This window comes from Mesorhizobium sp. M0598 (genome assembly GCF_040320865.1).
Classification (GTDB): Bacteria; Pseudomonadota; Alphaproteobacteria; order Rhizobiales; family Rhizobiaceae; genus Mesorhizobium.
This window is the reverse complement of sequence record NZ_JAMYQL010000003.1, coordinates 339,361-364,124: the sequence shown is the minus strand read 5'-3', so window position 1 is coordinate 364,124 and position 24,764 is coordinate 339,361. Positions and strand designations below refer to the sequence as shown.

Here is a 24,764-nt window from a genome sequence, read left to right as displayed (position 1 = left end):
GTCAGCCGTGTTGCGCGTGCGCCTCCAGGAACCGCTCCGAAATGGTGAATCCCAGCCCGGGTCTATCAGGGATCGCTACCATACCGTCCTTTGCTTCGACAGTCTCTTCGATCAGATCGTGGATCATCGGGTTGGCGCCGAGCGAATATTCGACGGTGAAGCTCGCCGGTGAAGCAGCGCAGACATGCAACCCGGCAAAGAAGCAGGGCGCGCCGGCCCAAAGATGCGGCGCAAAGCGCAGATTGAAGGCGCTGGCGATGGTGCCGATCTTCATCGCCTCGCTGATGCCACCGCAAAAGGCCGGATCCGGCTGGAATATATCGGCGGATTTGAGCACGGCGAGGTCGCGGAAGGCATAGCGCGTCGCCTCACTTTCGCCGGTGGCGATCGGGATCGAACCGCAGGCGCGCACCTCGGCCATGCCGGGCTTGTCGTCGGCGATCACCGGCTCCTCGAACCAGGCGAGATCGAGGTCGCCGGCGAGATGGATAAAGCGCTTGGCTTCGGCCACCGTGTAGGTGCCGTGCGCGTCGACCATCAGGTCGATATCGGGACCGAGCGCCTGTCTGGCGGCACGGACGCGAGCGGCCGAGATATGTGGGGCGCCGTCCATGGCGCCGACGCGCATCTTCAGCGCCTTGAAACCGCCCTTGGTGATGTAGGACTGCAGCTGGTCGCCGATGGCTTCCGCAGTAGCCCAGCCGCCGGAAGCATAGGCCGGCATGCGGTCCAGCTTGCGGCCGCCGAGCAGCCGCCAGACCGGAACGCCGAGCGATTTGCCAAGAATGTCCCACAATGCGATGTCGACGGCGCTGATAGCGGCGATGCTCATGCCGCGTCGCGCCAATTGCGGCATGGCGTGGCCGGCGCGAGCGGCGCTGTCGTGGCGCGTGCCATTATAGAGCATCTCCCATATGACGCCGATGTCAGCCGGGTCGCGGCCGACCAGCTGCGGGCCGACCTCGTAGTTCAGCAAATGGACAAGGGCGCCGTAGCTGCCGGCGCTGCCGGCGGCATTCTTGCCCTCGCCCCAGCCGACCAGCCCGTCGTCGGTTTCGATGCGCAGGATGGCGGCGTCGAACGTCGCCACCTGACCGAAGTCGCTGCGGTGCTGCTTCGCGGCTTCGATCGGTATGCGGACCCACCAGGCTTGGACCGTCTTGATACGCATGTTCATCCTCGGCCCGGCCGCGGTGAGGCGGAAGGGCTTTCCAAACGGCTCGGCTACTTGATCAGCGGCAGCAGCGTTTCCGCGTTGATGCGCATCTGGTCGGTGTAGAATTTCTCCGTGAGCACGCTGGAGCCGTGGTCCTGAATGAATTTCAGCTGCTCCGGCGAGATGTCGACGGGGTTGCGTTCGACCATGTCGGGATAGGGGGCAGCCGGCGTGCGGTCGACGGGGGCGACGAATTCATTGGTCAGCGCGCCGTCATAGCCGATCTCCTTCAGCGTGCCGACGATCTTCGGCCAGTCGATCTGCCCGAGGCCGGCGGCGAAGCGGTTGTTGTCGGCGACATGGAAGTCGTACAGGCGCTTGCCGACCTGCCGGATGGCGTCGTAGACGTTAAATTCTTCCATGTGGATGTGGTAGGCGTCGAGGCAGACGCCGCATTCGGGACTGACCGCATCGGCCAGCGCCAGTGCCTGGGCGCCGCGGTTGAACAGATAGGTCTCGAAGCGGTTGAGCGGCTCGACCGCGATCTTGACGCCGACCTTCTTGGCGTGGGTGAAGCATTCCCGGGTGGCGTCGACCACCCATTTCCACTCCTCTTCCTCGGTGCCGTCCGGCACCACCTTGCCGACGGTGGCCGGAACCAGCGTGATGATCTCGCCATCAAGTTCGCTGACCATGGTCAGCACGTCCTTGACATACTGCACCGAGCGCTCGCGCTGGCCCTGGTCCTTGGCGGCGAGATTGCGCTCGCCCAGCATCAGCGTCACCGCTCCCCAGCAGCGAATGCCGTACTCGTTCAACAGTGCGCGCGTCTCCTTGGGCTTGTACTGTTCGGGTTCGCCGGAGATCTCGATCGACTCGTAGCCGAATTTCTTGATGCGCTTGAGCGTCGTTTCCAGCGGCTCCGCCCGCATCCAATTGTGCGTCGAAAGATGCATGGTCTATCCTTCCCAGAATCGCCTGTACCAGTTTGCCTGCGGCGCACTCTGCCGAAGCCGCCGCATGATTCCTCCCCAAGGCGTCCCAGCATTTTTTCGCAAACTGGTTCGACCAATTGGGCTTGATGGGAGGTCTACAGCAATTTCATCTGGACGGCAAGAAGTGCTGCCATCAAGCGTTGGCTCCTGTCTATGCTATTGATTATACTTAAACATGTGGCTCAACTCGGCATGGTTGCAGGACCGCGGCAGCGTGTCAAATGGCTTGACCAGATTTCGGCATTTGGTAATACCAGAATAGCAGCGCTGAGCGCGCTGTGCAAAGAGACCAAAGACGCTGGCCCTGTTTTCAATCGGCGCTATGCTTGGTCGTGAAACATAGGGAGATGCCGATGCCGACGACGATGAAGGGGCCTGGTCTGTTCTTGGCGCAGTTTGCGGGCGACGCCGCGCCGTTCAATTCGCTGGCCTCGATCACCAAATGGGCGGCTGGTCTGGGCTACAAGGGCGTGCAGATCCCGACATGGGACGCCCGACTGTTCGATCTCGAGAAGGCAGCCTCCTCCAAGGCCTATTGCGACGAGGTGAAGGGCATCTGCGCCGATGCCGGCGTCGAAATCACCGAACTGTCGACGCATCTGCAGGGGCAACTGGTGGCAGTGCATCCCGCCTATGACGCGCAGTTCGACGGCTTTGCGCCGGCTGCGGTGCACAACAATCCAAAAGCCAGGCAGCAATGGGCGGTCGAACAGATGAAGTTCGCCGCCAAGGCGTCGAAGAATCTCGGGCTCAAGGCGTCGGTGTCGTTTTGCGGCGCGTTGGCCTTCCCATACCTCTACCCATGGCCGCAGCGGCCGGCGGGACTGATCGAGGAAGCATTTGCTGAGCTGGGCAAGCGCTGGAAGCCGATCCTCGACGTCTATGACGAGAACGGCGTCGATGTCGGCTACGAAATCCATCCGGGCGAGGACGTGTTCGACGGCGCGACATTCGAGATGTTCCTCGATGCGGTCGGCGGCCATAAGCGCTGCAACATCAACTACGACCCGTCGCACTTCCTGCTGCAGCAGCTCGATTATCTCGAATTCATCGACATCTACCACGAGCGGATCAAGGCGTTCCACGTCAAGGATGCCGAGTTCAATCCGACCGGGCGGCAAGGTGTCTATTCCGGTTACCAGAGCTGGACCAACCGTGCCGGGCGTTTCCGCTCGCTCGGTGACGGGCAGGTGGATTTCGGCGGCATCTTCTCCAAGCTCACCCAATACAATTACGATTCATGGGCGGTGCTGGAATGGGAATGCTGCCTCAAGCACCCGGAGGATGGTGCTGCCGAAGGCGCTCCCTTCATCCAGCACCACATCATCAGGGTGACGGAAAAAGCATTCGACGACTTCGCCGGCGGCACGACCGATAAAAAGGTGCTGCGCGGCATGATGGGGATCTAGCACAGATATCCCTCCCCCTCGAGGGGAGGGTCGATCCACGCAGCGGATCGGGGTGGGGTCGCTGGGCGTAGAGCTCGGCATGAACCAACCCCACCCGGCCCTGCGGGCCACCTTCCCCTCAAGCGGAGGGGTATTTCAGTGACGAGGGAGAAAATCATGGTTGGCGCATCGAAGACGGAAACGGGAGGCGGTCCGATCCGTTACGGCATGGTTGGCGGCGGACAAGGCGCCTTTATCGGCGCGGTGCATCGCATCGCGGCGCGCATTGATAACGAGTTCGTGCTGGTTGCCGGCGCCTTGTCGTCGAATCCGGAGCGCGCCAAGGCCTCGGCGGCCGAGCTTGGGCTCGATCCGGCGCGCAGCTACGGCTCCTATGCCGAGATGGCCAAGGCCGAGGCCGAGCGGCCGGACGGCATCGAGGCGGTGGCCATCGTCACGCCGAACAATGTGCACGTGCCGGCAGCCAAGGCTTTTCTCGAGGCCGGCATCCATGTCATCTGCGACAAGCCGCTGGCGACGTCGCTGGCCGAGGCGAAGAGGTTGGCCGCGCTGGTCGAGAAGACCGGCAAAGTTTTTGTGCTGACGCACAACTACACCGCCTATCCGATGGTGCGGCAGGCACGCGAGATGGTGGCCAAAGGACAGCTCGGCGATGTCCGCATCGTGCAGTCGGAATATCCGCAGGACTGGCTGACCGAAGATCTGGCCGCCACCGGCCAGAAGCAGGCTGCGTGGCGCTCAGACCCCAAGCAGGCCGGTGCCGGCGGTGCGCTGGGCGATATCGGCACGCACGCCTACAACCTCGCCCGTTTCGTCTCCGGGCTGGAGCTCGATTCGTTGTCGGCCGATCTCGATGCGTTCGTACCGGGGCGGCTGCTCGACGACAACATCAATGTGCTGCTGCGCTTCAAGCCGGTCGGCGGGTCGCACCCCGCCAAGGGCATGATCTGGGCAAGCCAGGTGGCGCCCGGCCACGAGAACGGCCTGAAATTGCGCATCTACGGCTCGAAGGGCGGGCTCGAATGGGTGCAGGCCGATCCGAACTATCTCTGGTACACGCCGTTCGGCCAGCCGAAGCAGTTGATCACCCGAAACGGCGCGGGAGCGTTGCCCGTTGCCGGGCGCGTCAGCCGCGTTCCACCAGGCCATCCGGAAGGCTATCTCGAAGGTTTCGCCAACATCTACCAGGAAGCCGCGCGGGCCATTCGTGCGGCGCGCCGGAAGGGCGGCAAGCCGGCTAAGGATGTCGTTTTCCCAACTGTGCAAGACGGCGTCGAAGGCATGGCCTTCATCGAGGCCTGCGTGAAATCGGCGAAGAAGAATGGAGTATGGACGAAACTTTAATCACTGCGTCCGGTTAACGGGAAGTCCCCCTCACCCGGATTGCCAGCCGAATTGCAAGGGCAATTCGGGGCATTCCGATCTCTCCCCGAGGGGAGAGGAGATCGCCTGCGTTGGCGTCTGCATCTTGTCCCCAGCGGGGAGAAGGTGGCCGCGAAGTGGCCGGATGAGGGGGCTTGTGGCGAAGTCGCCGGAGGAGCAAGCCCGGCCGTCAAAGGGGAGGGGCGTCGATGAAAATCGGCATGTGCATGTTGTTGTGGACGACCAGTGTCACGAAAAAACACGAGCCGTTGTTGAGGGATATCAAGGCGACCGGCTTCGACGGCGTCGAGATACCGGTCTTCTCCGGCACGCCGGACGACTACAAGAAGCTCGGTGAGTTGCTCGACCGCATCGGGCTGCAACGTACCGCCGTCTCGGCGATGGGCGATCCGGCGATGAACCTGATCTCGGCCGACGCCTCGACGCGCAAGGCCGGGATCGACTACATGAAATCGGCGATCGACTGCGCTCAGGCGCTTGGCGCGAACACGTTGAGCGGCCCGCTGCATTCGACACTCGGAGCCTTCTCCGGCAGCGGGCCGACGGCGGCCGAGAAAAAACGTTCGATCGCTTCGCAACGCGCCATTGGCGACTATGCCGGCAACAAGAGCATCACCATCGGGCTGGAGGCGCTCAACCGCTTCGAATGCTATCTGCTCAACACGATGGACGATTTGTCGGCGCATATCGACGCGATCGACCGGCCGCACATCAAGGCGATGTACGACACCTTCCACGCCAACATCGAAGAGGCCGACCCGATCGGCGCCTATATGCGCAACCGCAAGAACATCGTCCATATCCATATTTCGGAGAACGATCGCGGCGTGCCGGGCCGCGGCCACGTCCCCTGGAAGGAGACTTTCTCCGCCATTCGCAAGAGCGGCTACGACGATTGGCTGACGATCGAGGCGTTCGGGCGTTCGCTGAAGGATCTGGCCGCGGCCACCAAGGTGTGGCGCGACTTTTCCGAAGGCCCGGAAGCTGTTTACCGCGACGGCTACAGGCATATCAGGAATGGATGGAGGAAGGCGCCCTAACCGCACGCCTGCGCAACGCCCCCCGTCAGCCCTGGCCGGCCTGGATCCGGTTGTAGTCGTGGATCGTCCTGCTCAAGCGGCGGCGCAGGAAATTGGAAATGTTGTCGAAGATGAAAACGACGAGCAGGACCAAGAGCACCATGTAGAAGACATTGGCCCAGTTGGAATTGGTGCGCATCGCCTCCCAGAGCTTCAGGCCGATGCCACCGGCACCGACGGCGCCGATGATCGTCGCGCCCCTGGTGTTGGATTCCCACTGATAGAGTGTCTGGCTGATGAAGACCGGGATCACTTCCGGCAGCACGCCATAGCGCTGCACCAGCAAGCCGTTGGCGCCGGTCGACTGGATGCCCTCGCGTGGCTTGTCGTCGATGTTCTCGAGGCCTTCCGAATAGACTTTGCCGAGCGTGCCGATCTCGGTGAAGAAAATCGCGGCGCTGCCGGCAAGCGGGCCCGGGCCGAAGGCGCGGGTGAAGAACAGCGCCCAGATCAGCATGTCGACCGAACGCATGAAATCGAAGAACCGCTTTAGCACCTGGCTAAGCAGGCCGCTCGGGGTGATGTTGCGGGCGGCGAAGAAGGCGAGCGGGAAGGCAACGATGCCGCCGAGCAAGGTGCCGAGAAACGCCATGACGATGGTCTGGAACAGCTTCGTCCAGACGTCGCCATGCTGCCATTGGGCGTTGTTCCAGATATTGTCGGCGGCCAGTGCAATGTTTGATGTGCCCGGCTTGAGCTGGGGTCCGGACATCAGCAACGAGACCACCTCGCCGGGCGACTTGCCGAAGAAGGGCGAGCGTGTGTCGAAGACGAAATTCGCCCAGCCGAGGAAGCGCTTGCGGACCTTGACGCGATCGACGGTTATACGGACCTCGCCGGCAAAGCCCATCCTGGCGACGATCTCATCGTCATGCGCGGTGATCCACTCCGGCACCGGGCCGGATGTTACCGGTTTGCCGCTGGCCAAGGACATCGGCACCGTCTGGCCATTGGCGACCAGCGTCGCCTCGGTCTTGTCGAAGGTGACCGATTTGGCCCGGCCGTCGATCAGGATGGAGTAGGAGCCGTTGGCGTTGGTGATGACCCAATCGGGATGCGGGTCTTCGCCGAGCGCCGAAAAACGCGGGTATCTGGGTGTGATCTGAGGCTGGTCGAGACGGAATTCCGGCTGCAGATCGTAGCTGATCCATTGCGTCAGGAAGAGCGGCAGGCGCTCCCAGTGCGATTCCCTCAGCACTTGCGGCAGGCTGAAGAACCACAAGGCATAGACGAGGTAGAGCAGGATGCCGGCGAACAGCACGAGCGGGCCAAAGCGTTTGTACAAGGGCCGCCGGAACACTTGGGGAAAGCGCTCCTCGATCGACCGCATCTCATCGGCGGTCATTGCGGCCATGGGCAGTCTTCTTGTTGATTTGCCATGATCTTTTCCAAAAACCGGAATCCACTTTTTGGGATCATGGTCAGGCACCCATCATGAATGCCTGCTCGCCGACGAGCTTGCGGCGTAGCCAGGCGGAAAACTGGTCGACGAGGAAGATCGTCGTGAACAGCAGCAGCACCAATGCCAGCGTCTTGGCGCCGAAGCCGCGCGAGATGGAGAGCTTCAGTTCCTCGCCGATGCCGCCACCGCCGACCGCGCCGATAATGGTCGAGATACGCACATTGATCTCGATCCTGAGCAGCGTGTAGGACATGAAATTGGGCAGCACTTGCGGCAGGCCGGCAAAGCGCACGCGCTCGAACCAGTTGGCGCCGACCGCGCGCAGGCCTTCTTCGGCACGCATGTCGATGTTTTCGTTGATCTCGTAGAAGAGCTTGCCGAGGGCGCCGATGGAATGCAGGCCGATGGCGATGATGGCTGCGACCGGGCCGGTCGAGAGGATGGCTGCGAACAGGCCGGCAATGACGATCTCGGGGAAGGCGCGAAGCAGTTCCATGAAGCGCTTGACGACGAGCCTGAGCACCGGACTGGGCGTCAAGTTGCGCGCGGCGATGAAGGAAAAGGGCACCGCAAAGACAAAGCCGATGAAAGTGGAAACCAGCGCCACGTTAAGCGTGGTGAGCATCAGCTCGAAATATTCGGGTAGATAAAAGCCGCCCCAGAGATAGACGCGGCCAAGCGGGAAGTTGAACTCTTGGCTGCCCTTGTCGTGCGGCGATGCGATGTCGAACAGCGCCCGCCAGACGTCGTTCCAGTCCTTGGGAACAAGCCAACCAAGGAAATCCAGTATGTGCGGCAGCCGATCGAAGAAATGTCCGGCATTGGCCTCGTCGGCGAACCACATGGCTGTGCACATGGCGACAAGCAGTGAGCCGATGCCGAGCGCCGTGTAGAACCGGCGCAAGGACGTCTGGCGTCGCCAGGCGTCTGCTGCCTGCCGGACCGCGTCTGAACGAATTGTAGCGGCGAAGGTCATACGGGGTCACGAGCGGACACGCAAAAAGGGCGGCGACCGCATCGGCCCGAAAGTCGACTTTCGGAAAGCACGATGCGGCATCTAAGTGTTAGAGCGTACTTTGTGCGTCCAAGTGGACGCACGTCGCTCTAATGGACGCCGCCCTTTCCGCAATTGTCGTCAGCCGCCGATCGCGGCTTTGCGGGCTTCGACGATGACGCTGTAGAAGTCCGGCTTCACCGGAACATAGCCGGTGAAATCGCCGCCTTCGACGGCCTCGAAGCAAGGCTTGTCCTTGGCCGGCAGGCTGGTGAAGAAGTTGGCGAGCTTGGCGCTCATGTCGCCGCCGAGTGCGGTGCGCACGACCAGCGGGCCGTTCGGGATCAAGCCGGAGCGCCAGACTTCAACGAAATCGTTGGGGTCCACGGCGCCCTTGGCGACTTCCTTGTGGAAGGTGCCGGAGGTGTAGCCGTTCTTGAAGTCGCCGATGCCAGAGGAATCGTCAACCGCAACATCGACCTTGCCGTCGCGAACCGCGAGGAGGTTGTTCTCGTGGCCGCCATTGAACTGTGTCGAGGCGAAGAAGGTTTCGTTCGAAGCGCCGGTGTCTTTCGGGATCTGGGTCAGCGGGATCAGGTAGCCGGAGGTCGAATCCGGGTCGGCATAGCCGAGCTTCTTGCCCTTGGCCGACTTGATGTCGGTGATGCCGGACGACTTCAGCGCAAGGCCGATCGAATAATAGCCGGTCGCGCCGTCGGTCTGCTCGGTGGTGAGGATCGGAGTCACGGCGTTCGGATCCTTGAGGTAGACGCTGGCATAGCCCGACGCGCCAAGCTCTGCGAAATCGAGCGTGCCGCCGAGCAGGCCCTGGATAACGCCGTCATAGTCGGCGGCCGGGAACAGCGAGACCTTCTCGAAGCCGAATTCGGACTTCATGTGATCGGCGAGGCACTGAAAGTTGCGCAGCCGGTCCGCTTCGTTTTCACCGCCAAGGATGCCGATGCGGAATTCCTTGATATCCTGGGCGTGAGCGGCGCTTGCCGCGATGGCGAGCAATGAAACGGCGCCAAAAACCATCTTCCTGAACATTATCTCTCTCCTGTTGGTTCCGGCCTCGCGCCGGTAGCGTTCGAATTTTTTGACAGGTGCTTTGACGCGGGCGGGCGATCAGGCCGTTCTCAATATCCCGGGAATGCGGGCTCGAGCGGTCCGGCGGATGCAGCGATTTTCTGTTTGATGGCGACACTGGTGGAGGTGATGGCCTCGGAGATTTCGCCGCCATTGCTGTCGGTGCCGTAGACCATGCGCACGGCCTCGCGGTTGAGGGCTTCGGGCGAGCCGTCGAAGACGACCTTGCCGGCGGCCATGCCGATGATGCGGTTGCAGTAGGTGCGGGCCGTATCCAGCGTATGCAGATTTGTGATGACGGTGATGCCCTCGCGCAAATTGATGTCCTGCAGCGAATCCATCACCACCTTGGCGTTGAGCGGATCGAGCGAGGCAATCGGCTCATCCGCCAGCAACACCTTCGGCTGCTGCATCATGGCGCGCGCAATCGCAACGCGCTGCTGCTGGCCGCCGGAAAGCGTGCCGGCCGGCTGCAGGGCGGTGCGGGCGATGTCGAGGCGCTCGAGGGCTGCAACCGCCTCGGCGCATTCACCGCGGGAGAACATGCCAAATAGGTTGGACAGCGTCGAGCGGTGGTTGAGCCGGCCGAGCAGCACATTGGTCAGCACATCGAGGCGCGGCACGAGATTGAACTGCTGGAAGATCATGGCGCAGTCGCGCTGCCATCGCCGGAGCGGCGAGCCGCGCAACCCGGAGACCTCGACGCCGTTGAACAGGATGGATCCCTGGCTGGGATCGATGAGGCGGTTGATCATGCGCAGCAGCGTCGATTTGCCGGCGCCGGAGCGGCCAATGATGCCGACCATCTGACCGTGCGGAATCGAGATGTCGACATTGCTGACAGCGGTGTTCTTGCCGAACCGGCGGGTGACGCCGCGAATTTCGAGCGTTGCTGACATTTCTGGCGTTGCTGACATGGGGTAAGTTCCAGTCCAGTCGCGGTTGAAGGTCTGTTAACCCTCGCTAGCGCAACGGCATGAACCTGCGGTGTCGGATTGATGTCAGTTTTGTTACTGCCCACAGGCGCGTTTGGCGCGAAGGCGAGTTGACCCAAACCGCTGCCGTCCGGGCGGCTTGGATGGGATCAGCCGAGGATCAGCAACTCCTCGAAATGCTCCATGTCCCTGAAGCGGCAAAAGGCAGGTGGCCGCAGCTCGATCACCGGAGCCTGGCGGGCAAACAGCGAGAGGCAATCGTCGAACAGATCTTGCCACTCGGACGCCCTTTCGTCCGCCAGACGCCGGATCTGGTAGGCGAACGTGATGTGGAAGACGTAAGTGTCGTGGTCGGACGCCGGTATCCGAAAGGCGCCGACAAGGCATCGCGCCATGCGCGCAGGATACGCACGTCCTCATCGGTTGCGCCGGCAACGGTCAAGCCCGTCGGTACGACATCGACGACCTTGATTTTGAAGGCGCCGCAGCCTTCGAAGCCGTTCAGGCGTTCCTGATAGAGGCGGGTCATGTCGTCGATGCTGGTGTCGAGCGGCACATCCTCCGGCCAATAGGGAAGCCGGCGGCGGTATTCGATGATGCCCTGGAACAGCGTCATGTGCAGGCTGGAGACGGGCGTGAAGGCCAGCCCGTCGGCATCAGGCATGGCGCGCATGCGCTCACGCACGTCGATGATCACCGCTTCCGAAGCCGAGCCGTTGACGAGATGGCAGACGACCGTGTTGCCGGGCTCGTTGAGAAAATTACCAGAGGTGTCGTAGCGCCTGCCGAGATGCACCGGAGGGGTCGGGTTCGAGCCGGCAAAGAATCCGGCGAGCGAAGGTCTGACTGAAACAGGCATTGCGATCTCCAAACGAAGGCCGCGTCCTGCCCCGACGATGTGTCAGGGACATGAAAACCGTGCCAAGAAGTAGAATATCAAACGCATGATTCGCCAAGTGATGCTGCCGGGGTTTCCACATCATCAAGATTGAAATAAAGATTCAAACTCGTATCAAAGAGAGGCTTCCTAATTGCTACGTTGGCGCCAGTGGTTGCGACTGTATGCTGCAGGGGTAGTCGCTGCGATGAGTTTCACAGTGGCCCTGGTTTTGACGTCCATATATCGGGTTGGTAGCTTGAACCATCCAATATCTGGATACTTGTACAATTATGGAAATGGGCGTGACGCGGCCATTATTCTAATGATTCTCATTTTTTTAATCGTGCTAGTTACGATAAATTTTGCAAATAAAGTTGAGGAAAAAACCAAATCGCTTATAGATATTGGTTATGACAAAAAATTTATAGGACTTATCAGGTTAAATCAGACTTGTGTTGCTATTCTTATTACGTTAGGATTTCTTTCTATTATTTTGGACATTTGCCTGAGCGGCTGACTTATTCAGGGCGTCAACCCCCATGCTTCTCCAAAAACTGATTGGCCTCCAGCTCGCGGAAATCGTCGAGCGCGGCGCGTAGCCGGGCGTGATCCCAATCCCACCAGGCCAGCGCTTGATAGCGCTCAGCCGTGCGGCGGTCGAAGCGTTCGCGGATTGGTTTTGCCGGCACGCCACCGACGATGGTGTATGGGGCGACATCCCTGGACACGACGGCGCCGGCGCCGACTGCTGCACCATCGCCGACGGTGACGCCGGGCAGGATGGTCGAGCCGTGGCCAAGCCAGGTGTCGTGGCCGATAGAGACGCGTTTGGCGCGGCGCTGGGCAAAGAATTCGCTCTCGTGCTCGGCGTCGTCCCAGTAGTCCGAGGCGCGATAGGTGAAATGGTGCAGCGTCGGCCGCCAGGTCGGATGGTTGGTAGCGTTGATGCGCACGCTTGCGGCGATGTTGGCGAATTTGCCGATCGTTGCGCACCAGACGCCGCAGTCCTGCATCATATAGGAATAGTCGCCGAGCGTGCTTTCGGAAACCCGGCAGCGCTCGGCGATCTCGGTCCAGCGGCCAAGCGTCGAGTTCTCGACTTCCGCCGTCTCGTGGATCAGCGGCGCCTCCGACAGTTTCCTGGTCATGCGGCGATTTTCCCGGCGGCGAAGGCGGTCACGTCGATGACGCGGTCGGCGACCGCCTCACGCACGTCGTGATCGTGGAAGATGCCGAGCAAAGCGACGCCCGCTGCCTTCTTGGCGGCGATCAGGGAAATCACCACATCGCGGTTCCTGGCGTCGAGCGAAGCGGTCGGCTCGTCGAGCAGCAGGATCGGGTGCTCGGTGATGAAGCCGCGCGCGATGTTGACGCGCTGCTGTTCACCGCCGGAGAACGTCGCCGGCGGCAGCGCCCAGAGCTTCTCCGGCAGGTTGAGCTGCGCCAGCAAGGCGCGTGCTTTGCCGTGCGCGACCTCGCGCTCCTCGCCGCGCTCGACCAGCGGTTCGGCCACGACGTCGAGCGCAGAGACACGCGGCACGGTGCGCAGGAACTGGCTGACATAGCCGATGGTAAGCCGGCGCACGGCAAGCACGGTGCGCGGGCTGGCCGAGGCGAGATCGATGAGCCCGCCCTCGTGCTGGACGATGATCTGGCCTTCATCGGCGGCATAATTTCCGTAGAGCATTTTCAGGATCGAGCTCTTGCCGGCGCCGGACGGGCCGCCGAGCACGGCGCATTCGCCGGCCCTGATCGCGAACGAGACACCGGCGACCACCGGCAGTTTGATGCCGTCGCGCAGATGCATGGTGAAGCTCTTCGCGACATCGGAGACAACGAGCGGGGTTGCCATCAGAGGGTTCTCCAATCGTCATTCGTCTGCGGGCCGGAGTACCCCCACCCGGACCTTCGGTCCGACCTCCCCACAAGGGGGAGGTAGGGCGCCGGCGTTTTACCCTCCCCCTTGTGGGGAGGGTCGCTGCGAAGCAGCGGGGTGGGGGCAGGTGCCAGGCAAATGCGTTCCATGGTCACACCTGCAGAATCGAGGAGACAAGCAACTGGGTATAAGGCGCGCGCGGATCGTCGAGGACGCGGTCGGTGAGGCCGCTTTCGACGACGCAGCCGTCCTTCATCACCATCATGCGCTGCGACAACAGCCGCGCCACGGCGAGATCGTGGGTGACGACGATGGCGGCCAGGCCGAGATCGGTGACCAGGCCGCGCAACAGATCGAGCAGGCGCGCCTGCACCGAGACGTCGAGGCCGCCGGTTGGCTCGTCCATGAACACCAGCCGCGGCCCGGTGACGAGGTTGCGGGCGATCTGCAGGCGCTGGCGCATGCCTCCGGAAAAGGCGCGCGGCTCGTCGTCGATGCGGTCTTCGTCGATCTCGACACGAGACAACCAGTCGACCGCCGTTGCGCGGATTCTGCCATAGTGACGGTCGCCGACCGCCATCAGCCGCTCGCCGACATTGGCGCCGGCCGACACCGTCATGCGCAGCCCGTCGGCCGGGTTCTGATGGACAAAACCCCAATCGGTGCGCATCAGGAAGCGGCGCTCGGCCTCGCTCATGCGGTAGAGTTCGCGAAACTGGCCGTCGCGCATCCGGTAGCTGGCGGTGCCGGAGCTGGGCAGCAGTCGAGTTGACAGGCAGTTGAGCAAAGTCGTCTTGCCGGAACCGGATTCGCCGACCACCGCCAGCACTTCGCCCGGCCAGAGGTCAAAAGTGACGTTCTCGCAGCCGACGCGCGAGCCGTAGAATTTGGACAGCGCCGAAACGCGCAGCAGCGGTTCGTCTGTCATTGCGCCGGCTCCGTTTTTCCTGGGGCAAGATGGGTCTCGGGCGCGAGATGGCCGCAGTGGCCTTCCGCGCGCCGCTTCTCGCAATGATCGGTATCGGAGCAGACGAACATGTGGCCGCCATGGTCGTCGAGGATGACCTCGTCGAGATAGACGTTCTCGGCCGCGCACAGCGCGCAGGGCTGGTCGAAGGTCTGCACCTCGAACGGATGGTCCTCGAAATCGAGGCTGACCACATCGGTGAAGGGCGGCAGCGCGTAGATGCGCTTTTCGCGGCCGGCGCCGAACAATTGCAAAGCCGGCGAACGGTGCATCTTGGGATTGTCGAATTTCGGCGTCGGCGACGGGTCCATCACATAACGGCCCTCCACCCTGACCGGATAGGCGTAAGTGGTGGCGATGCGGCCGTGCCTGGCGATGTCCTCGTAGAGCTTCACATGCATAAGGCCGTATTCCTCCAGCGCATGCATCTTGCGCGTCTCCGTTTCCCGCGGCTCGAGGAAGCGCAGCGGCTCGGGGATGGGCACCTGGTAGACCAGCACCTGGCCGGCACTCAGCGGATATTCAGGGATGCGGTGGCGGGTCTGGATGATGGTCGCCTTGGCCGTCTCGGTGGTGACCGCGACATTGGCGACCTTCTTGAAGAAGGCGCGGATCGAGACGGCATTGGTGGTGTCGTCGGCGCCCTGGTCGATGACCTTGAGCACATCGTCCGGGCCAATGATCGAAGCGGTGACCTGGACGCCGCCGGTGCCCCAACCATAGGGCATCGGCATTTCGCGCGAGGCGAACGGCACCTGATAGCCAGGAATGGCGATGCCCTTGAGGATGGCGCGGCGGATCATCCGCTTGGTCTGTTCGTCAAGATAGGCGAAGTTGTAGGTGGCGATGTCCGCTGGTTGTGCACTCATTCCGCTACCTGCCTCTTCTCTTCGCCCTTGCCGGCATTTTCGCGGGCATCATGCTCGGCGCGCATGCGGCGCACGAGGTCGAGTTCGGCCTGGAAGTCGACATAATGCGGCAGCTTCAGATGCTCGACGAAGCCGGTCGCCTGGACATTGTCGGAATGCGAGATGACGAACTCCTCATCCTGCGCTGCGGCGATGACATCCTCACCCAACTCCGAGGCGCGCAGCGCGCGGTCGCATAGCGCCATGGCCATGGCCTTGCGCTCGCTCTGGCCGAAGACGAGGCCATAGCCGCGGGTGAATTGCGGCGGCGCCTTTGCCGAGCCCTTGAACTGGTTGACCATCTGGCACTCGGTGACGCGGATGCTGCCGAGCGGCAGGGCAAAGGGCAGTTCCGGCACGTCCAGTTCCAGTTCGACCTCGCCGATGCGAACTTCGCCGACGAAGGGATGGTTGCGCGCATAGCCGCGTTGGGTGGAATAGCCGAGCGCCAGCAGAAACCCCTCGTCGCCGCGCGACAGCGCCTGCAGGCGGATGTCGCGCGCCATCGGGAATTCGAGCGGCTCGCGGGTGATGTCGCCGGGGGTATGATCCCCAGGCATGTCGCCGTCGGGCTCGATCAGGCCTTCGCGGGCGAGGATGGCCGAGACGCGCGGCATGGCTTCCGCCTCGCCTGCACGTTGCTCCGGCTCGGCGACATCGCCGCCGGCGGCAAGTTCGGGATCGAGCAGCCGGTGGGTGTAGTCGAAAGTCGGGCCGAGCAACTGGCCGCCGGGCAGGTCCTTGTAGGTGGCCGACACCCGCCGCTCGACCAGCATCGTGCTGGTGTCGATCGCCCTTGTGTAGCCGAAACGCGGCAGCGTCGTGCGATAGGCGCGAACCAGGAAGATCGCCTCGATCATATCGCCGCGCGCCTGGACGATGGCGAGTGCCGCCAAATCCCTGTCGTAGAGCGAGCCTTCGCTCATCACCCGGTCGACGCCGAGCGCCAGCTGCTCGACGATCTGGTCGAGGCGAAGTGCGGCCACCGAACGATCGCCGCGCCGGCGGTCGGCGAGCAGTTTGTGGGCGTTGCGAATGGCCGCTTCGCCACCCTTTACCGCGACATACATCCTATGCCTCCATCGTCTTGATGCGCGTCGTGCGCGGCAGGCAGGCAATTGCGTCGAACGTGGCGAGGATGATGTCGACGCCACGCGGAAAACGCTGGTTGTTCTGCTTCCATTGCTCGACGAAATGGCGCGGCATTTGCGCCGGCGCGATCGTCGCCGTCTTCTCGATGCCCGGGCCTTCGAGCAGCAGCGGAGCGCCGGAGACGAGATCGCCGACCTCGAGGATCAGCGTCGTCGAACGATCGGGATAATCCTGGGTGCCTTGCGAAAACCCGTCGAGCGCCATCATCTCGGCCGGCGTGGCGATCAGCGCGAAATGCGCGTCGGCCGGGGTGTTGGCCAGCGGCGCGCCGGTATGGAAGCCAAGCCAGGATTTCACCGCCGACGCCTGCAAAGCCGGGTCGAGCCAGAGCGGCGTGTCGTTGTCGCACAGCGCCAGCGCAACGGCGCCGGCGGTGGCCGACAGCGGCGCCGGTGGGTGGGCAAGGGCCGGCAAGGGCTGGACGCTGCCCGGCCGCGCCATCGCGTCCATCACGGCACGGAATACGGTCTGGGCATTGAATACCGGATCGGCGAAGCCGCCTTCAATGGATTGAGTGGCGATATCCATCAGTCTTCTCCGCGCACCATGGTGAAGAAATCGACCTTGGTCGCCGCCGTCTCGGCGCGGCGCTGTTCACGCGCCTTGGCCAGTGCCGCCTGCAAGGGCGCAACGATCCCGATCTCGACCTCATTGCGGTGGGCAGGATCCTGCCACAGCGCATCGGCGATTGCCGCCAGCCTTGCCTTCTGCTTGTCGCGGCCGAGCGCGTAGCAGTGGCCGACATGGCCGGACGCAAGCCGCACCGTGGCACGGGTGACCGTCGCCTCGCCGACATTGAAAGGGGCACCACCGCCGCCGATGCGGCCGCGTACCGTAACTAGGCCGGTTTCGGGGCCACGCAGAAGTTCCGCTTCGCAAGGCAGGCCGGTTTCGTCCCACAGGCGGACGATGTCGTCGCCGGCCGATTGCGCCAGCGTCGCCATCACGGCCTTGCGCTCGGCCTGCTCTCTCGCTTCCCGTCCTCGCATGGCGGTGCTCCTCGTCTGCGTTCATTTGTCTATTGATATAGACAACTATACAAATTATATCCATTATCTAGCGCGTGTCCATGACGGGCACGTGACACGGGCCAAAAGATCGGCGCAAGGAATTGGGGCGGGAGATGATCGGACAAGCCAACAGCATCGAGCGGCGCAGCGGTGTCGCGCTGTGGCGGCAGATCGCCGACCAAATCCTGCATTCGATCGCCGCCGGCGATTTTCCCGAGAATGCCGCGCTGCCGCCGGAGATCGCGTTGGCCGGACGCTATGGCGTCAACCGCCACACGGTGCGCAGCGCTATCGCAGCGCTGGTGCAGGAGGGTGTGCTCAGGGCGGAGCAGGGGCGCGGCACTTTCGTGCTGTCGCGCAAGCGGATGTCTTATCCGATCGGCGCTCGCACCCGCTTTTCCGAGGGATTGCAAGGACAGGCGTCCGAGCGGCATATCACCTTGCTCGCGTCATCGGTCGAGCCGGCCAACCGTCGTGTCGCAGAGGGCTTAGGCCTTGCGACGGGCGCCGATGTGATACGCCTGGAAACGCGCGGCGAAGCCGATGGAATGCCGGTGTCCCGCGCTGCCGGCTGGTTCGATGCCAAGCGCTTTGCCGGCATCGATGCCGCCATGGCGGAAACCGGTTCGATCACCGCATCGCTGGCACGTTTCGGCATCGACGACTATCTCAGGCAATCGACCGTGCTGTCGGCGCGCCATGCCGATGCCGTCGACCTTGCGGACCTCGAGCTGCAGCCCGGCGCCATCGTGCTGGTGACGGTCGCCGTCAACGTCACGCCCGACGGTCAGCCGATACAGTTTTCGGAGTCGCGCTTCCCGGCCGAGCGGATCGAGCTCAAATTGTCGGCGCTCTGAGATACGGCAGCCCTGGCATCATCCGACCTGAATGACAGCCTTGATCAGGCCAGACTTCTCATGCGCCCAGCGGGCGAGGTCGTGCGGCGTCTCGCCAAGCGTGGTGCGGTGCGTCACAAGCTTTGCCAGCGGCAGCGCGCCGTTGCGGATCGAGGCGGCGACATGGTCGAAATCGGCACGCAGGGCGTTGCGGCTGCCGATCAGCATCATCTCGCGCTTGTGGAATTCGGGATCGGAAAAGGCGATGTCGTCCTTGACGACGCTGACCAGGACCAGCGCCCCGCCGTGCGCGACATGGGCGAAGGCCGACTGCACCGACCGGGTGTTGCCGGTGGCATCGAAAACCACGTCGAAGCCGTCGCCGCCGGTTGCTTCCCGCACCAGGTCGGCAGCAGCGCCCCGCGAGCCGTCGAGGGTCGCGAAGCCGAGTTCGCTTTCGGCGAAACCCAGCCTCTCCGCACTCATGTCGAGCAGCATCAGGTCTAGCCCGGCGATGCGGGCGAACAGCGCCGTGCCGAGCCCGATCGGGCCTGCACCGATGACCAGTGTGCGCGCACCTGGATCAGCGAGCGAGCGCCGCACGGCATGGGCGCCGATCGCCAGGAATTCGACGGCGGCGGCATCGGCCAGCGACAGGCCGTTTGCCGGATAAAGATTTTGCGCCGGCACCAGGATCTGCTCGCACATGGCGCCGTCGCGGTGGACGCCGAGCACCTCGATCCTGACGCAGCAATTCGGCTTGCCTTGCCGGCAGGCGATGCATTTGCCGCAGGCGAGATAGGGATTGACGATCACCGCTTCGCCGACGGCGAGATCGACGTCCTCGCCAACCTCGATCACGGTGCCGGAAACCTCGTGGCCCATGATGCGGGGATAGGCGAGGAACGGGTGCTTGCCTTCGAAGATGTGATAGTCGGTGCCGCAGATGCCGACATGGCTGACGGCGACCAGCGCCCAGCCGGCGGGGGGCGCGCCAGGCGCCGGACGATCTTCGAGGACAAGTTCGCCGGGCGAGCGGCAGACGACGGCTTTCATGCTTCAATCCAGTCGGTTCATGGCACCGCCGGCCCTGCTGTCGCGAGGCCGGCGGTTGTTGGGAGGCAGTCTATTTGCCGCGGCGGCGCAGCCCGTCGAAATAGACGATGACGATGATCAGCACGCCGGTGATAATGCGCTGCCAGAAGGCGTTGACGTTGAGCAGATTGGCGCCGTTGTTGATGGTGGCAAGGATGAAGGCGCCGAGCAGCGGCCCGTGCACTGAGCCGACAGCGCCGAACAGCGAGGTGCCGCCGATCACCGAGGAGGCGATCGCCTGCAATTCCCAGCCCTCGGCCTGCGTCGGATTGCCGATGCCGATACGCGAGGCAAGCAGCACGCCGACGAAGGCCGCACACAGGCCCGACAGCGTGTAGGCCATGTAGATGGTGCGCTGGACGTTGACGCCTGACAGGCGCGACGCCTCGGCGTTGGAGCCGACCGAGAACAGATAGCGACCCCAGCGGCTGTGGTGTAGGAAGATGTAGGCTGGGATGCCGACCAGGATCACCATCCAGAACAGATTGGGGACGCCGGCGAAGGAACTGCGCGAGAACGTCTGGAAGGCGTCGTTGTTGATCGAGATCGAGTTGCCATTGGTCATCAACAGACCGATGCCGCGCAGCGAGGTCAGCGTTGCCAGGGTGATGATGAAGGGCGGCAGGCCCATCTTGACGATGCCGAACCCATGGAACATGCCGATGGCGACGCCGACCAGCAAGGTGATCAGGATGGCGAGGAAAACCGGTGTGCCGGCGTTGATCAGCATCGCGACGATGACGGTGGCGAAGCCGACCACGGCGCCGACGGAAAGGTCGATTCCGCCGGTGATGATGACGAAGGTCTGGCCGACCGCCAGGATGGCGATCATCGACCCTTGCCGCAACAGGTTGGAGATGTTGTTGGCGGAGGCGAAGCTCGGCGTCGCCACCGACAGGATGATCCATAAAAGAACCAGCAGCGCCAGCAGTGTCAGCCCGAACAGGGCGTTGTAGTTGCGTTTCGGCCTTTCGGCAGCGATCGCCTCGGTGCTCATATCCGTCCTCCCGGTTTTTCTTGTTTCTCGGCCAGCGCCTGGGTGAGGATCTCCTCGTGGTCAGCGGTACGAAAGCCGTGCGTGGCCACCAGCTTGCCGCGCCGGAACACGTGCAGCGTGTCCGCGAGTTCATAGACCTCGGGCAGGTAGGACGAGATCAGGATGATGCCGGCTCCCTTGGACAACAGCGCGCCGAACAGGCGGTAGATCTCGGCCTTGGTGCCGACGTCGACGCCGACAGTCGGCTCGTCGAAGATGAATAGCTTGGCGCCATGGGCGAGCCATTTGCCGATGACGATCTTCTGCTGGTTGCCGCCGGACAGGCTGGAGGCCAGGGCGCCGCGCGTCGGCGTCTTGATGCGCAGGTCGGCGATCTGGCGATCGGCTTGCGCCTTTTCCTGCGCGCGCGAGATCAGCAGATTGCTCGAGATGCGCTTGTAGATCGGCAGATTAAGGTTGAGTCCGACCGGCAGGTTGAGGCAGAGGCCCTGGTCGCGGCGGCTTTCCGGGGCCAGCGCCATGCCGAGCCTGATCGCGTCATGTTCGGAATTGACCTTGACCTCCTTGCCCTCCCAGAGGATATGGCCGGCCGATTTGCGGTGGCGGCCATAGAGCGTGGTGACGAACTCGCTGCGCCCGGCGCCAATCAGGCCATAGAGGCCGACGATCTCGCCGGCGCGGACGGACATCGAGACATTTTCGAAACCCTTGCCGGACAGGTTCCTGGTTTCGACGATGGTCGCGCCGGGGGTGAAATGCTCCTTGTGGTAGACCTGCTCGATCGAGCGGTTGATCATCATCTTGACCAGCTCGGCGTCATTGGTCTCGGCAATGTTCCTGGTGCCGACCAGCGTGCCGTCGCGCAGCACCGAGACGCGGTCGGCGAGCTCGAACACTTCTTCCATGCGATGGCTGATGTAGATGATGGTGACGCCTTCGCCCTTCAGCCGGCGGATCAGCGTGAACAGCTGGTCGGCCTCCTTGCGGGTAAGATAGGCGGTCGGCTCGTCGAAGATCAGGAATTTGGTGCCGCGCACCGTGGCGCGGGCGGCGGCGATCAGCTGCTGCTGGCCGATGGTCAGGTCACCCAGCATGACATGCGCCGGCAGGTCGAAGCCGAGATCGTCGATGATCTTCTGCGCCTGCCTGACCATCGCCCGCTGCTGCAGGATGCCGAAGCGGGAATCCTCCTCGCCGAGGAACATGTTGGCGGCGACGGTGAGATGGCGGCACAGGACGACTTCCTGATGCACGGCATTGATGCCGAGCGCCATCGCCTCATGCGGCGTTGCCAATGCGGCAGGCTTGCCCTCCCAGATGACGTCGCCGGAGGTGCGCGGCATGACGCCGGTCAGAAGCTTGATCAGGGTGGATTTGCCGGCGCCGTTCTCGCCGACGATGGCGTGGATCTCGCCGGCCTTGAAGGCGAGGTCGACCGGCTTCAGCGCGTGGGTGCCGGGATAGCGCTTTTCCAGCCCGCGGAGTTCGAGGATGGTCCTGCCCGGTTCAAGCGTTGGGGCCGGATGGAGTTCCTGCGCCGTCGACATCATGACAATCCTCCCAGATTGGCCCCCAAAGATTGGCCTCGCGATTGGCACGAGTGGGATGTTTCCGGGGCGAAAAGGCCCCGGAAACAGTTCACTTGCGGCTATGCTCAGTCGAGCTTCGGGTTGAGCAGCGCGTCGATCTTCGGATCCTTCATGTTGGCCTTGGTAACCAAATTGGCGCCGGTATCGACATTGGCCTCGACCTTCTCGCCCTTCGAGGCGGCGAGCGCCGTTTTGATGCCGTCATAGCCCATCCGGTACGGATCCTGAACGACGAGAGCCGAAATGACGCCGTCGTTGAGGAATTTGATCAGCTTCTCGTCGCTGTCGAAACCGACCAGCCCGACCTTGCCGGCAAGACTGTTCTCGGCGATCGCCTGACCGACGCCCTGCGCCATGATCAGGTTGGAGGCGAAGATGCCCTTGAGGTTGGGGTTGGCGGTGATCAGGTCGGTGGCGATGTTGAGGCCGGTGGTGGCCTGGCCGTCGGCGTATTTGTCGGCGACCAGCTTGAGGCCCGGATATTTGGCAGCGAGCTGTTCCTTAAAACCCTGGGCGCGCTGTTCGAGCGAGCCGGCGCCCGGAAGAGCGGTGATCAGGGCGACGTCGCCCTCGACCTTGCCGCCATTGGCTTCGCCGATGGCTGCGGCAAGGCCGTCAGCGGCAACGCGGCCGCCCTGGATGTTGTCGGTGGTCAGGAACGAGGTGAAGGCCTTGGAGTCGGCACCGGAGTCGATGCCGATGATCTTGACCTTGGTGGCGGCCTCGTCGATCGGCTTGCCGAGCGCCTTGGCTTCGGTCGGCGCGATGACGACGGCGGCCGGGTTACCGGCGACGGCATTTTCGAGGATCGAGATCTGGCCGTTGACGTCGGTCTCGGCCTGGGCGCCGAGCTCCGGCACGTTGACGCCGAGATCCTTGCCGGCCTTGCGGGCGCCGGCCAGAACGATCTGCCAGTAGAAGGACGTGGTGTCCTTAACGATGATCGGAATGGTCGCGTCGGCCGCGGATGCCGGGGCCGAGTGCATCACGCCGGCAAGCATCGAGGCGGCTGCGAGTGCCACGAAGGCGCGGCGATTGAGAATGCTGGTCACGAATTTCATTAGGAGTCCTCCCTAAGTCGCCCGGTGAATGTTACGGAAGCTCCATTCGGATGGCGCGGCCCAAACGGAACTTTATCAATAAAAAACATTTACCGCATTTTGATAGTGCATCACCTCGGTCGGCGCAAGCGATGTTTAATGGCCGCTCGAATGGCTGGGCGGGAAAGCTTGCTCCCTCGGAACTCCGCTGCCAATCTCCTCCAATATGCCGCATGGAATATTAATTCCATCATCCAGTCAATATGGAATGTTCATTCTTTTTCGGGAGCGTTGAAACTGTGACGCCTGGCGATCACGTCCGGGGTTCGCGACTATTGCGCATGTCCGGCTTAGAGCGTCGCTCCGAGATGCCAAGGCACGAACTCGTTGTCGCCGTAGCCGAACTCTTCGCTCTTGGTCTTGCGGCCCGAAGCCGTCTCGACGATCAGTTCGAAGATCTCGCGGCCCATGCCGGCGATGGTCTTTTCGCCCGAGGCGATGACGCCGCAATTCACGTCCATGTCCTCTTCCATCGTGTGATACATGGTCGAGTTGCTGGCGACCTTGATCGACGGCGTCGGCCGGCAGCCGAAGCAGGAGCCGCGGCCTGTGGTGAAGACGATGACGTTGGCGCCGCCCGCCACCTGGCCGGTGGCCGAGACCGGGTCGTAGCCGGGCGTGTCCATGAACACCAGCCCGTGCCCGGTGACCTTTTCGGCATAGCCGAAGACGCCGTTGAGCGGCGTCTGGCCGCCCTTGGCGACCGCGCCGAGCGACTTTTCCAGGATGGTGGTCAGGCCGCCGCGCTTGTTACCCGGTGAGGGATTGTTGTCGATCGATGCGCCATGCTTGGCGACGTGGTCTTCCCACCATTTCACATAACCGTCGAGCTTGGCGGCGATCTCGGGGGTTGCGGCGCGATAAGCGAGCAGGTGCTCGGCGCCGTAGATCTCCGTCGTCTCGGAGAGGATGCCGACACCGCCGACGCCGGCCAGGATGTCAACCGCGGCACCCAGCGCCGGATTGGCAGTGATGCCGGACATGCCGTCGGAGCCGCCGCATTGCAGGCCGACGACTATCTCGCTGACCGGGATCGGCTCACGCTGAAGCTTGCCGACCTCTTCGGCGATCTCGGCCAGCACGACCAACGCCTTCTCGACCGATTTGCGCGAGCCGCCGGCTTCCTGGATGTTGAAATGACGTTTTCCCGCGGCAACGCCCTTCTGGCCGTAGAGGGTGAGCTGGTTGACCTCGCAGCCGAGCCCGACCATCAGCACGCCGCCGAAATTCGGGTGACGGGCATAGCCGGCCAGCGTGCGATGCAGCACCATCATGCCGTCGCCGGTGGCGCTCATGCCGCAGCCCTGGCCGTGGACGATCGGGACGAAGCCGTCGATGCCGGGATATTGCGGCAAAAGCGTGCGGTTCGCCGCGTCGGCGATGGCATGGCAGACGGTGGCCGAGCAATTGACGCTGGCGAGAATGCCGATGAAATTGCGCGTGCCGGCGCGGCCATCGGCGCGGCGGTAGCCCATGAAGGTGCGGGCGCGATCGGCCTCGGTCGCATGCACAGCCTCGCTCGGCGGCACCACCGGCAAACGCCCGCTTTCGAAGACCAGATTGTGCGAATGGACATGCTCGCCGGGCGCGATGTTTTGCGTGGCGCGGCCGATCGCCTGGGCGTATTTGACCACGGCCTCGCCGGCCGCAATCGGCTTGATCGCCACTTTGTGGCCCGGCTCGATCACTGCGGCGGCGACGGCGCCGCCCGGCAGCACGGTGCCGATCTCGATGCGGCCATTGGCGACCGCGACATTGTCGGCGGGAGACAGAAGAATGCTGTTTGCGGCGTTCACGGGAGCTTCCTGGGTGTGTTCCTGGGTGCGCGAGCGGATTGACACGCGGCTCTTAACATATAATGTCTTTTATCGTGAAAAAACATTTTTGCGTCAATTGTTTTTTCGCCAGAGCG

General features: G+C 63.1%; 22 protein-coding genes and 1 pseudogene. 4 read left to right on the top strand and 19 right to left on the bottom strand.

The annotated features are described in order from the left end of the window. Nucleotide 1: 1 nt before the first annotated feature. A complete protein-coding gene (locus NKI59_RS06730) occupies nt 2-1,171 on the bottom strand; it encodes a mandelate racemase/muconate lactonizing enzyme family protein (RefSeq protein WP_023675189.1) in 1,170 nt (389 codons plus the stop codon). 53 nt (nt 1,172-1,224) lie between these two features. Further along, the gene (locus tag NKI59_RS06725) at nt 1,225-2,112 is read right to left on the bottom strand and encodes a sugar phosphate isomerase/epimerase family protein (RefSeq protein WP_023675190.1); all 888 of its coding nucleotides are present in this window, start codon (nt 2,110-2,112) and stop codon (nt 1,225-1,227) included. A 392-nt stretch (nt 2,113-2,504) separates the two neighbouring features. Between NKI59_RS06725 and NKI59_RS06720 the strand changes: the two genes are divergently transcribed. The 3 genes from NKI59_RS06720 to NKI59_RS06710 all read left to right on the top strand — a co-directional run bounded on the left by NKI59_RS06720 (nt 2,505) and on the right by NKI59_RS06710 (nt 5,983). Further along, nucleotides 2,505-3,560, top strand: coding sequence for a sugar phosphate isomerase/epimerase family protein (locus NKI59_RS06720; RefSeq protein WP_292661180.1), 1,056 nt, complete (start codon nt 2,505-2,507; stop codon nt 3,558-3,560). Between the two features lie 156 nt (nt 3,561-3,716). Beyond that, on the top strand, nt 3,717-4,904 hold the full coding sequence (locus NKI59_RS06715) for a Gfo/Idh/MocA family protein (RefSeq protein ID WP_352448391.1): 1,188 nt from the start codon (nt 3,717-3,719) through the stop codon (nt 4,902-4,904). Between the two features lie 227 nt (nt 4,905-5,131). Next, the gene (locus NKI59_RS06710) at nt 5,132-5,983 is read left to right on the top strand and encodes a sugar phosphate isomerase/epimerase family protein (protein ID WP_352448390.1); all 852 of its coding nucleotides are present in this window, start codon (nt 5,132-5,134) and stop codon (nt 5,981-5,983) included. A 25-nt stretch (nt 5,984-6,008) separates the two neighbouring features. On the opposite strand, the gene phnE (NKI59_RS06705) is transcribed toward NKI59_RS06710, so the two are convergent. The 12 genes and pseudogenes from phnE (NKI59_RS06705) to phnG all read right to left on the bottom strand — a co-directional run bounded on the left by phnE (NKI59_RS06705) (nt 6,009) and on the right by phnG (nt 17,214). Continuing rightward, nucleotides 6,009-7,376 (bottom strand): phosphonate ABC transporter, permease protein PhnE, encoded by a 1,368-nt coding sequence (gene phnE, locus NKI59_RS06705; RefSeq protein ID WP_352703140.1) that lies wholly within the window; start codon nt 7,374-7,376, stop codon nt 6,009-6,011. A 67-nt stretch (nt 7,377-7,443) separates the two neighbouring features. Beyond that, nucleotides 7,444-8,400 (bottom strand): phosphonate ABC transporter, permease protein PhnE, encoded by a 957-nt coding sequence (gene phnE / locus NKI59_RS06700; RefSeq protein ID WP_352703138.1) that lies wholly within the window; start codon nt 8,398-8,400, stop codon nt 7,444-7,446. A 159-nt stretch (nt 8,401-8,559) separates the two neighbouring features. Further along, nucleotides 8,560-9,468, bottom strand: a complete 909-nt coding sequence (gene phnD / locus NKI59_RS06695) for a phosphonate ABC transporter substrate-binding protein (protein ID WP_352703136.1) — start codon at nt 9,466-9,468, stop codon at nt 8,560-8,562. An 89-nt stretch (nt 9,469-9,557) separates the two neighbouring features. After that, entirely contained in the window at nt 9,558-10,424 is an 867-nt protein-coding gene (gene phnC, locus NKI59_RS06690) for a phosphonate ABC transporter ATP-binding protein (RefSeq protein WP_352703134.1), read from the bottom strand. A gap of 167 nt (nt 10,425-10,591) precedes the next feature. Beyond that, nucleotides 10,592-11,301 (bottom strand): annotated as a pseudogene (locus NKI59_RS06685) (DUF1868 domain-containing protein). A gap of 551 nt (nt 11,302-11,852) precedes the next feature. Beyond that, nucleotides 11,853-12,470 carry a DapH/DapD/GlmU-related protein gene (locus NKI59_RS06680; RefSeq protein ID WP_352703132.1) on the bottom strand — a complete coding sequence of 206 codons (618 nt, stop codon included), beginning with the start codon at nt 12,468-12,470 and terminating at the stop codon, nt 11,853-11,855. Then, entirely contained in the window at nt 12,467-13,174 is a 708-nt protein-coding gene (phnL, locus tag NKI59_RS06675) for a phosphonate C-P lyase system protein PhnL (RefSeq protein WP_352633814.1), read from the bottom strand. The genes NKI59_RS06680 and phnL overlap by 4 nt, the downstream gene beginning before the upstream one ends. Before the next feature lie 175 nt (nt 13,175-13,349). Next, the gene (phnK, locus tag NKI59_RS06670; RefSeq protein WP_352703129.1) at nt 13,350-14,126 is read right to left on the bottom strand and encodes a phosphonate C-P lyase system protein PhnK; all 777 of its coding nucleotides are present in this window, start codon (nt 14,124-14,126) and stop codon (nt 13,350-13,352) included. Further along, nucleotides 14,123-15,034 carry an alpha-D-ribose 1-methylphosphonate 5-phosphate C-P-lyase PhnJ gene (locus tag NKI59_RS06665; RefSeq protein ID WP_352703127.1) on the bottom strand — a complete coding sequence of 304 codons (912 nt, stop codon included), beginning with the start codon at nt 15,032-15,034 and terminating at the stop codon, nt 14,123-14,125. The genes phnK and NKI59_RS06665 overlap by 4 nt, the downstream gene beginning before the upstream one ends. Further along, on the bottom strand, nt 15,031-16,143 hold the full coding sequence (locus tag NKI59_RS06660; RefSeq protein ID WP_352703125.1) for a carbon-phosphorus lyase complex subunit: 1,113 nt from the start codon (nt 16,141-16,143) through the stop codon (nt 15,031-15,033). The genes NKI59_RS06665 and NKI59_RS06660 overlap by 4 nt, the downstream gene beginning before the upstream one ends. A gap of 1 nt (nt 16,144) precedes the next feature. After that, on the bottom strand, nt 16,145-16,753 hold the full coding sequence (gene phnH / locus NKI59_RS06655) for a phosphonate C-P lyase system protein PhnH (RefSeq protein ID WP_352703123.1): 609 nt from the start codon (nt 16,751-16,753) through the stop codon (nt 16,145-16,147). Beyond that, a complete protein-coding gene (gene phnG, locus NKI59_RS06650; protein WP_352703121.1) occupies nt 16,753-17,214 on the bottom strand; it encodes a phosphonate C-P lyase system protein PhnG in 462 nt (153 codons plus the stop codon). Before phnG ends, phnH begins: the two co-directional genes overlap by 1 nt. 134 nt (nt 17,215-17,348) lie before the next feature. Here phnG and phnF point away from each other — a divergent pair, with 134 nt between their 5' ends. Continuing rightward, nucleotides 17,349-18,092, top strand: a complete 744-nt coding sequence (gene phnF / locus NKI59_RS06645) for a phosphonate metabolism transcriptional regulator PhnF (protein ID WP_352703118.1) — start codon at nt 17,349-17,351, stop codon at nt 18,090-18,092. An 18-nt stretch (nt 18,093-18,110) separates the two neighbouring features. On the opposite strand, the gene NKI59_RS06640 is transcribed toward phnF, so the two are convergent. The 5 genes from NKI59_RS06640 to NKI59_RS06620 form a co-directional block, all read right to left on the bottom strand. Next, entirely contained in the window at nt 18,111-19,127 is a 1,017-nt protein-coding gene (locus NKI59_RS06640; protein WP_352703116.1) for a zinc-binding alcohol dehydrogenase family protein, read from the bottom strand. 70 nt (nt 19,128-19,197) lie between these two features. Beyond that, the gene (locus NKI59_RS06635; RefSeq protein WP_352448376.1) at nt 19,198-20,163 is read right to left on the bottom strand and encodes an ABC transporter permease; all 966 of its coding nucleotides are present in this window, start codon (nt 20,161-20,163) and stop codon (nt 19,198-19,200) included. Further along, on the bottom strand, nt 20,160-21,713 hold the full coding sequence (locus NKI59_RS06630) for a sugar ABC transporter ATP-binding protein (RefSeq protein ID WP_352703113.1): 1,554 nt from the start codon (nt 21,711-21,713) through the stop codon (nt 20,160-20,162). The genes NKI59_RS06635 and NKI59_RS06630 overlap by 4 nt, the downstream gene beginning before the upstream one ends. A gap of 104 nt (nt 21,714-21,817) precedes the next feature. After that, nucleotides 21,818-22,813 (bottom strand): ABC transporter substrate-binding protein, encoded by a 996-nt coding sequence (locus NKI59_RS06625; RefSeq protein ID WP_023675208.1) that lies wholly within the window; start codon nt 22,811-22,813, stop codon nt 21,818-21,820. A 329-nt stretch (nt 22,814-23,142) separates the two neighbouring features. Beyond that, nucleotides 23,143-24,648: a UxaA family hydrolase gene (locus NKI59_RS06620; protein ID WP_352703111.1), complete on the bottom strand. Its 1,506-nt coding sequence runs from the start codon at nt 24,646-24,648 to the stop codon at nt 23,143-23,145. Nucleotides 24,649-24,764: the final 116 nt, after the last annotated feature.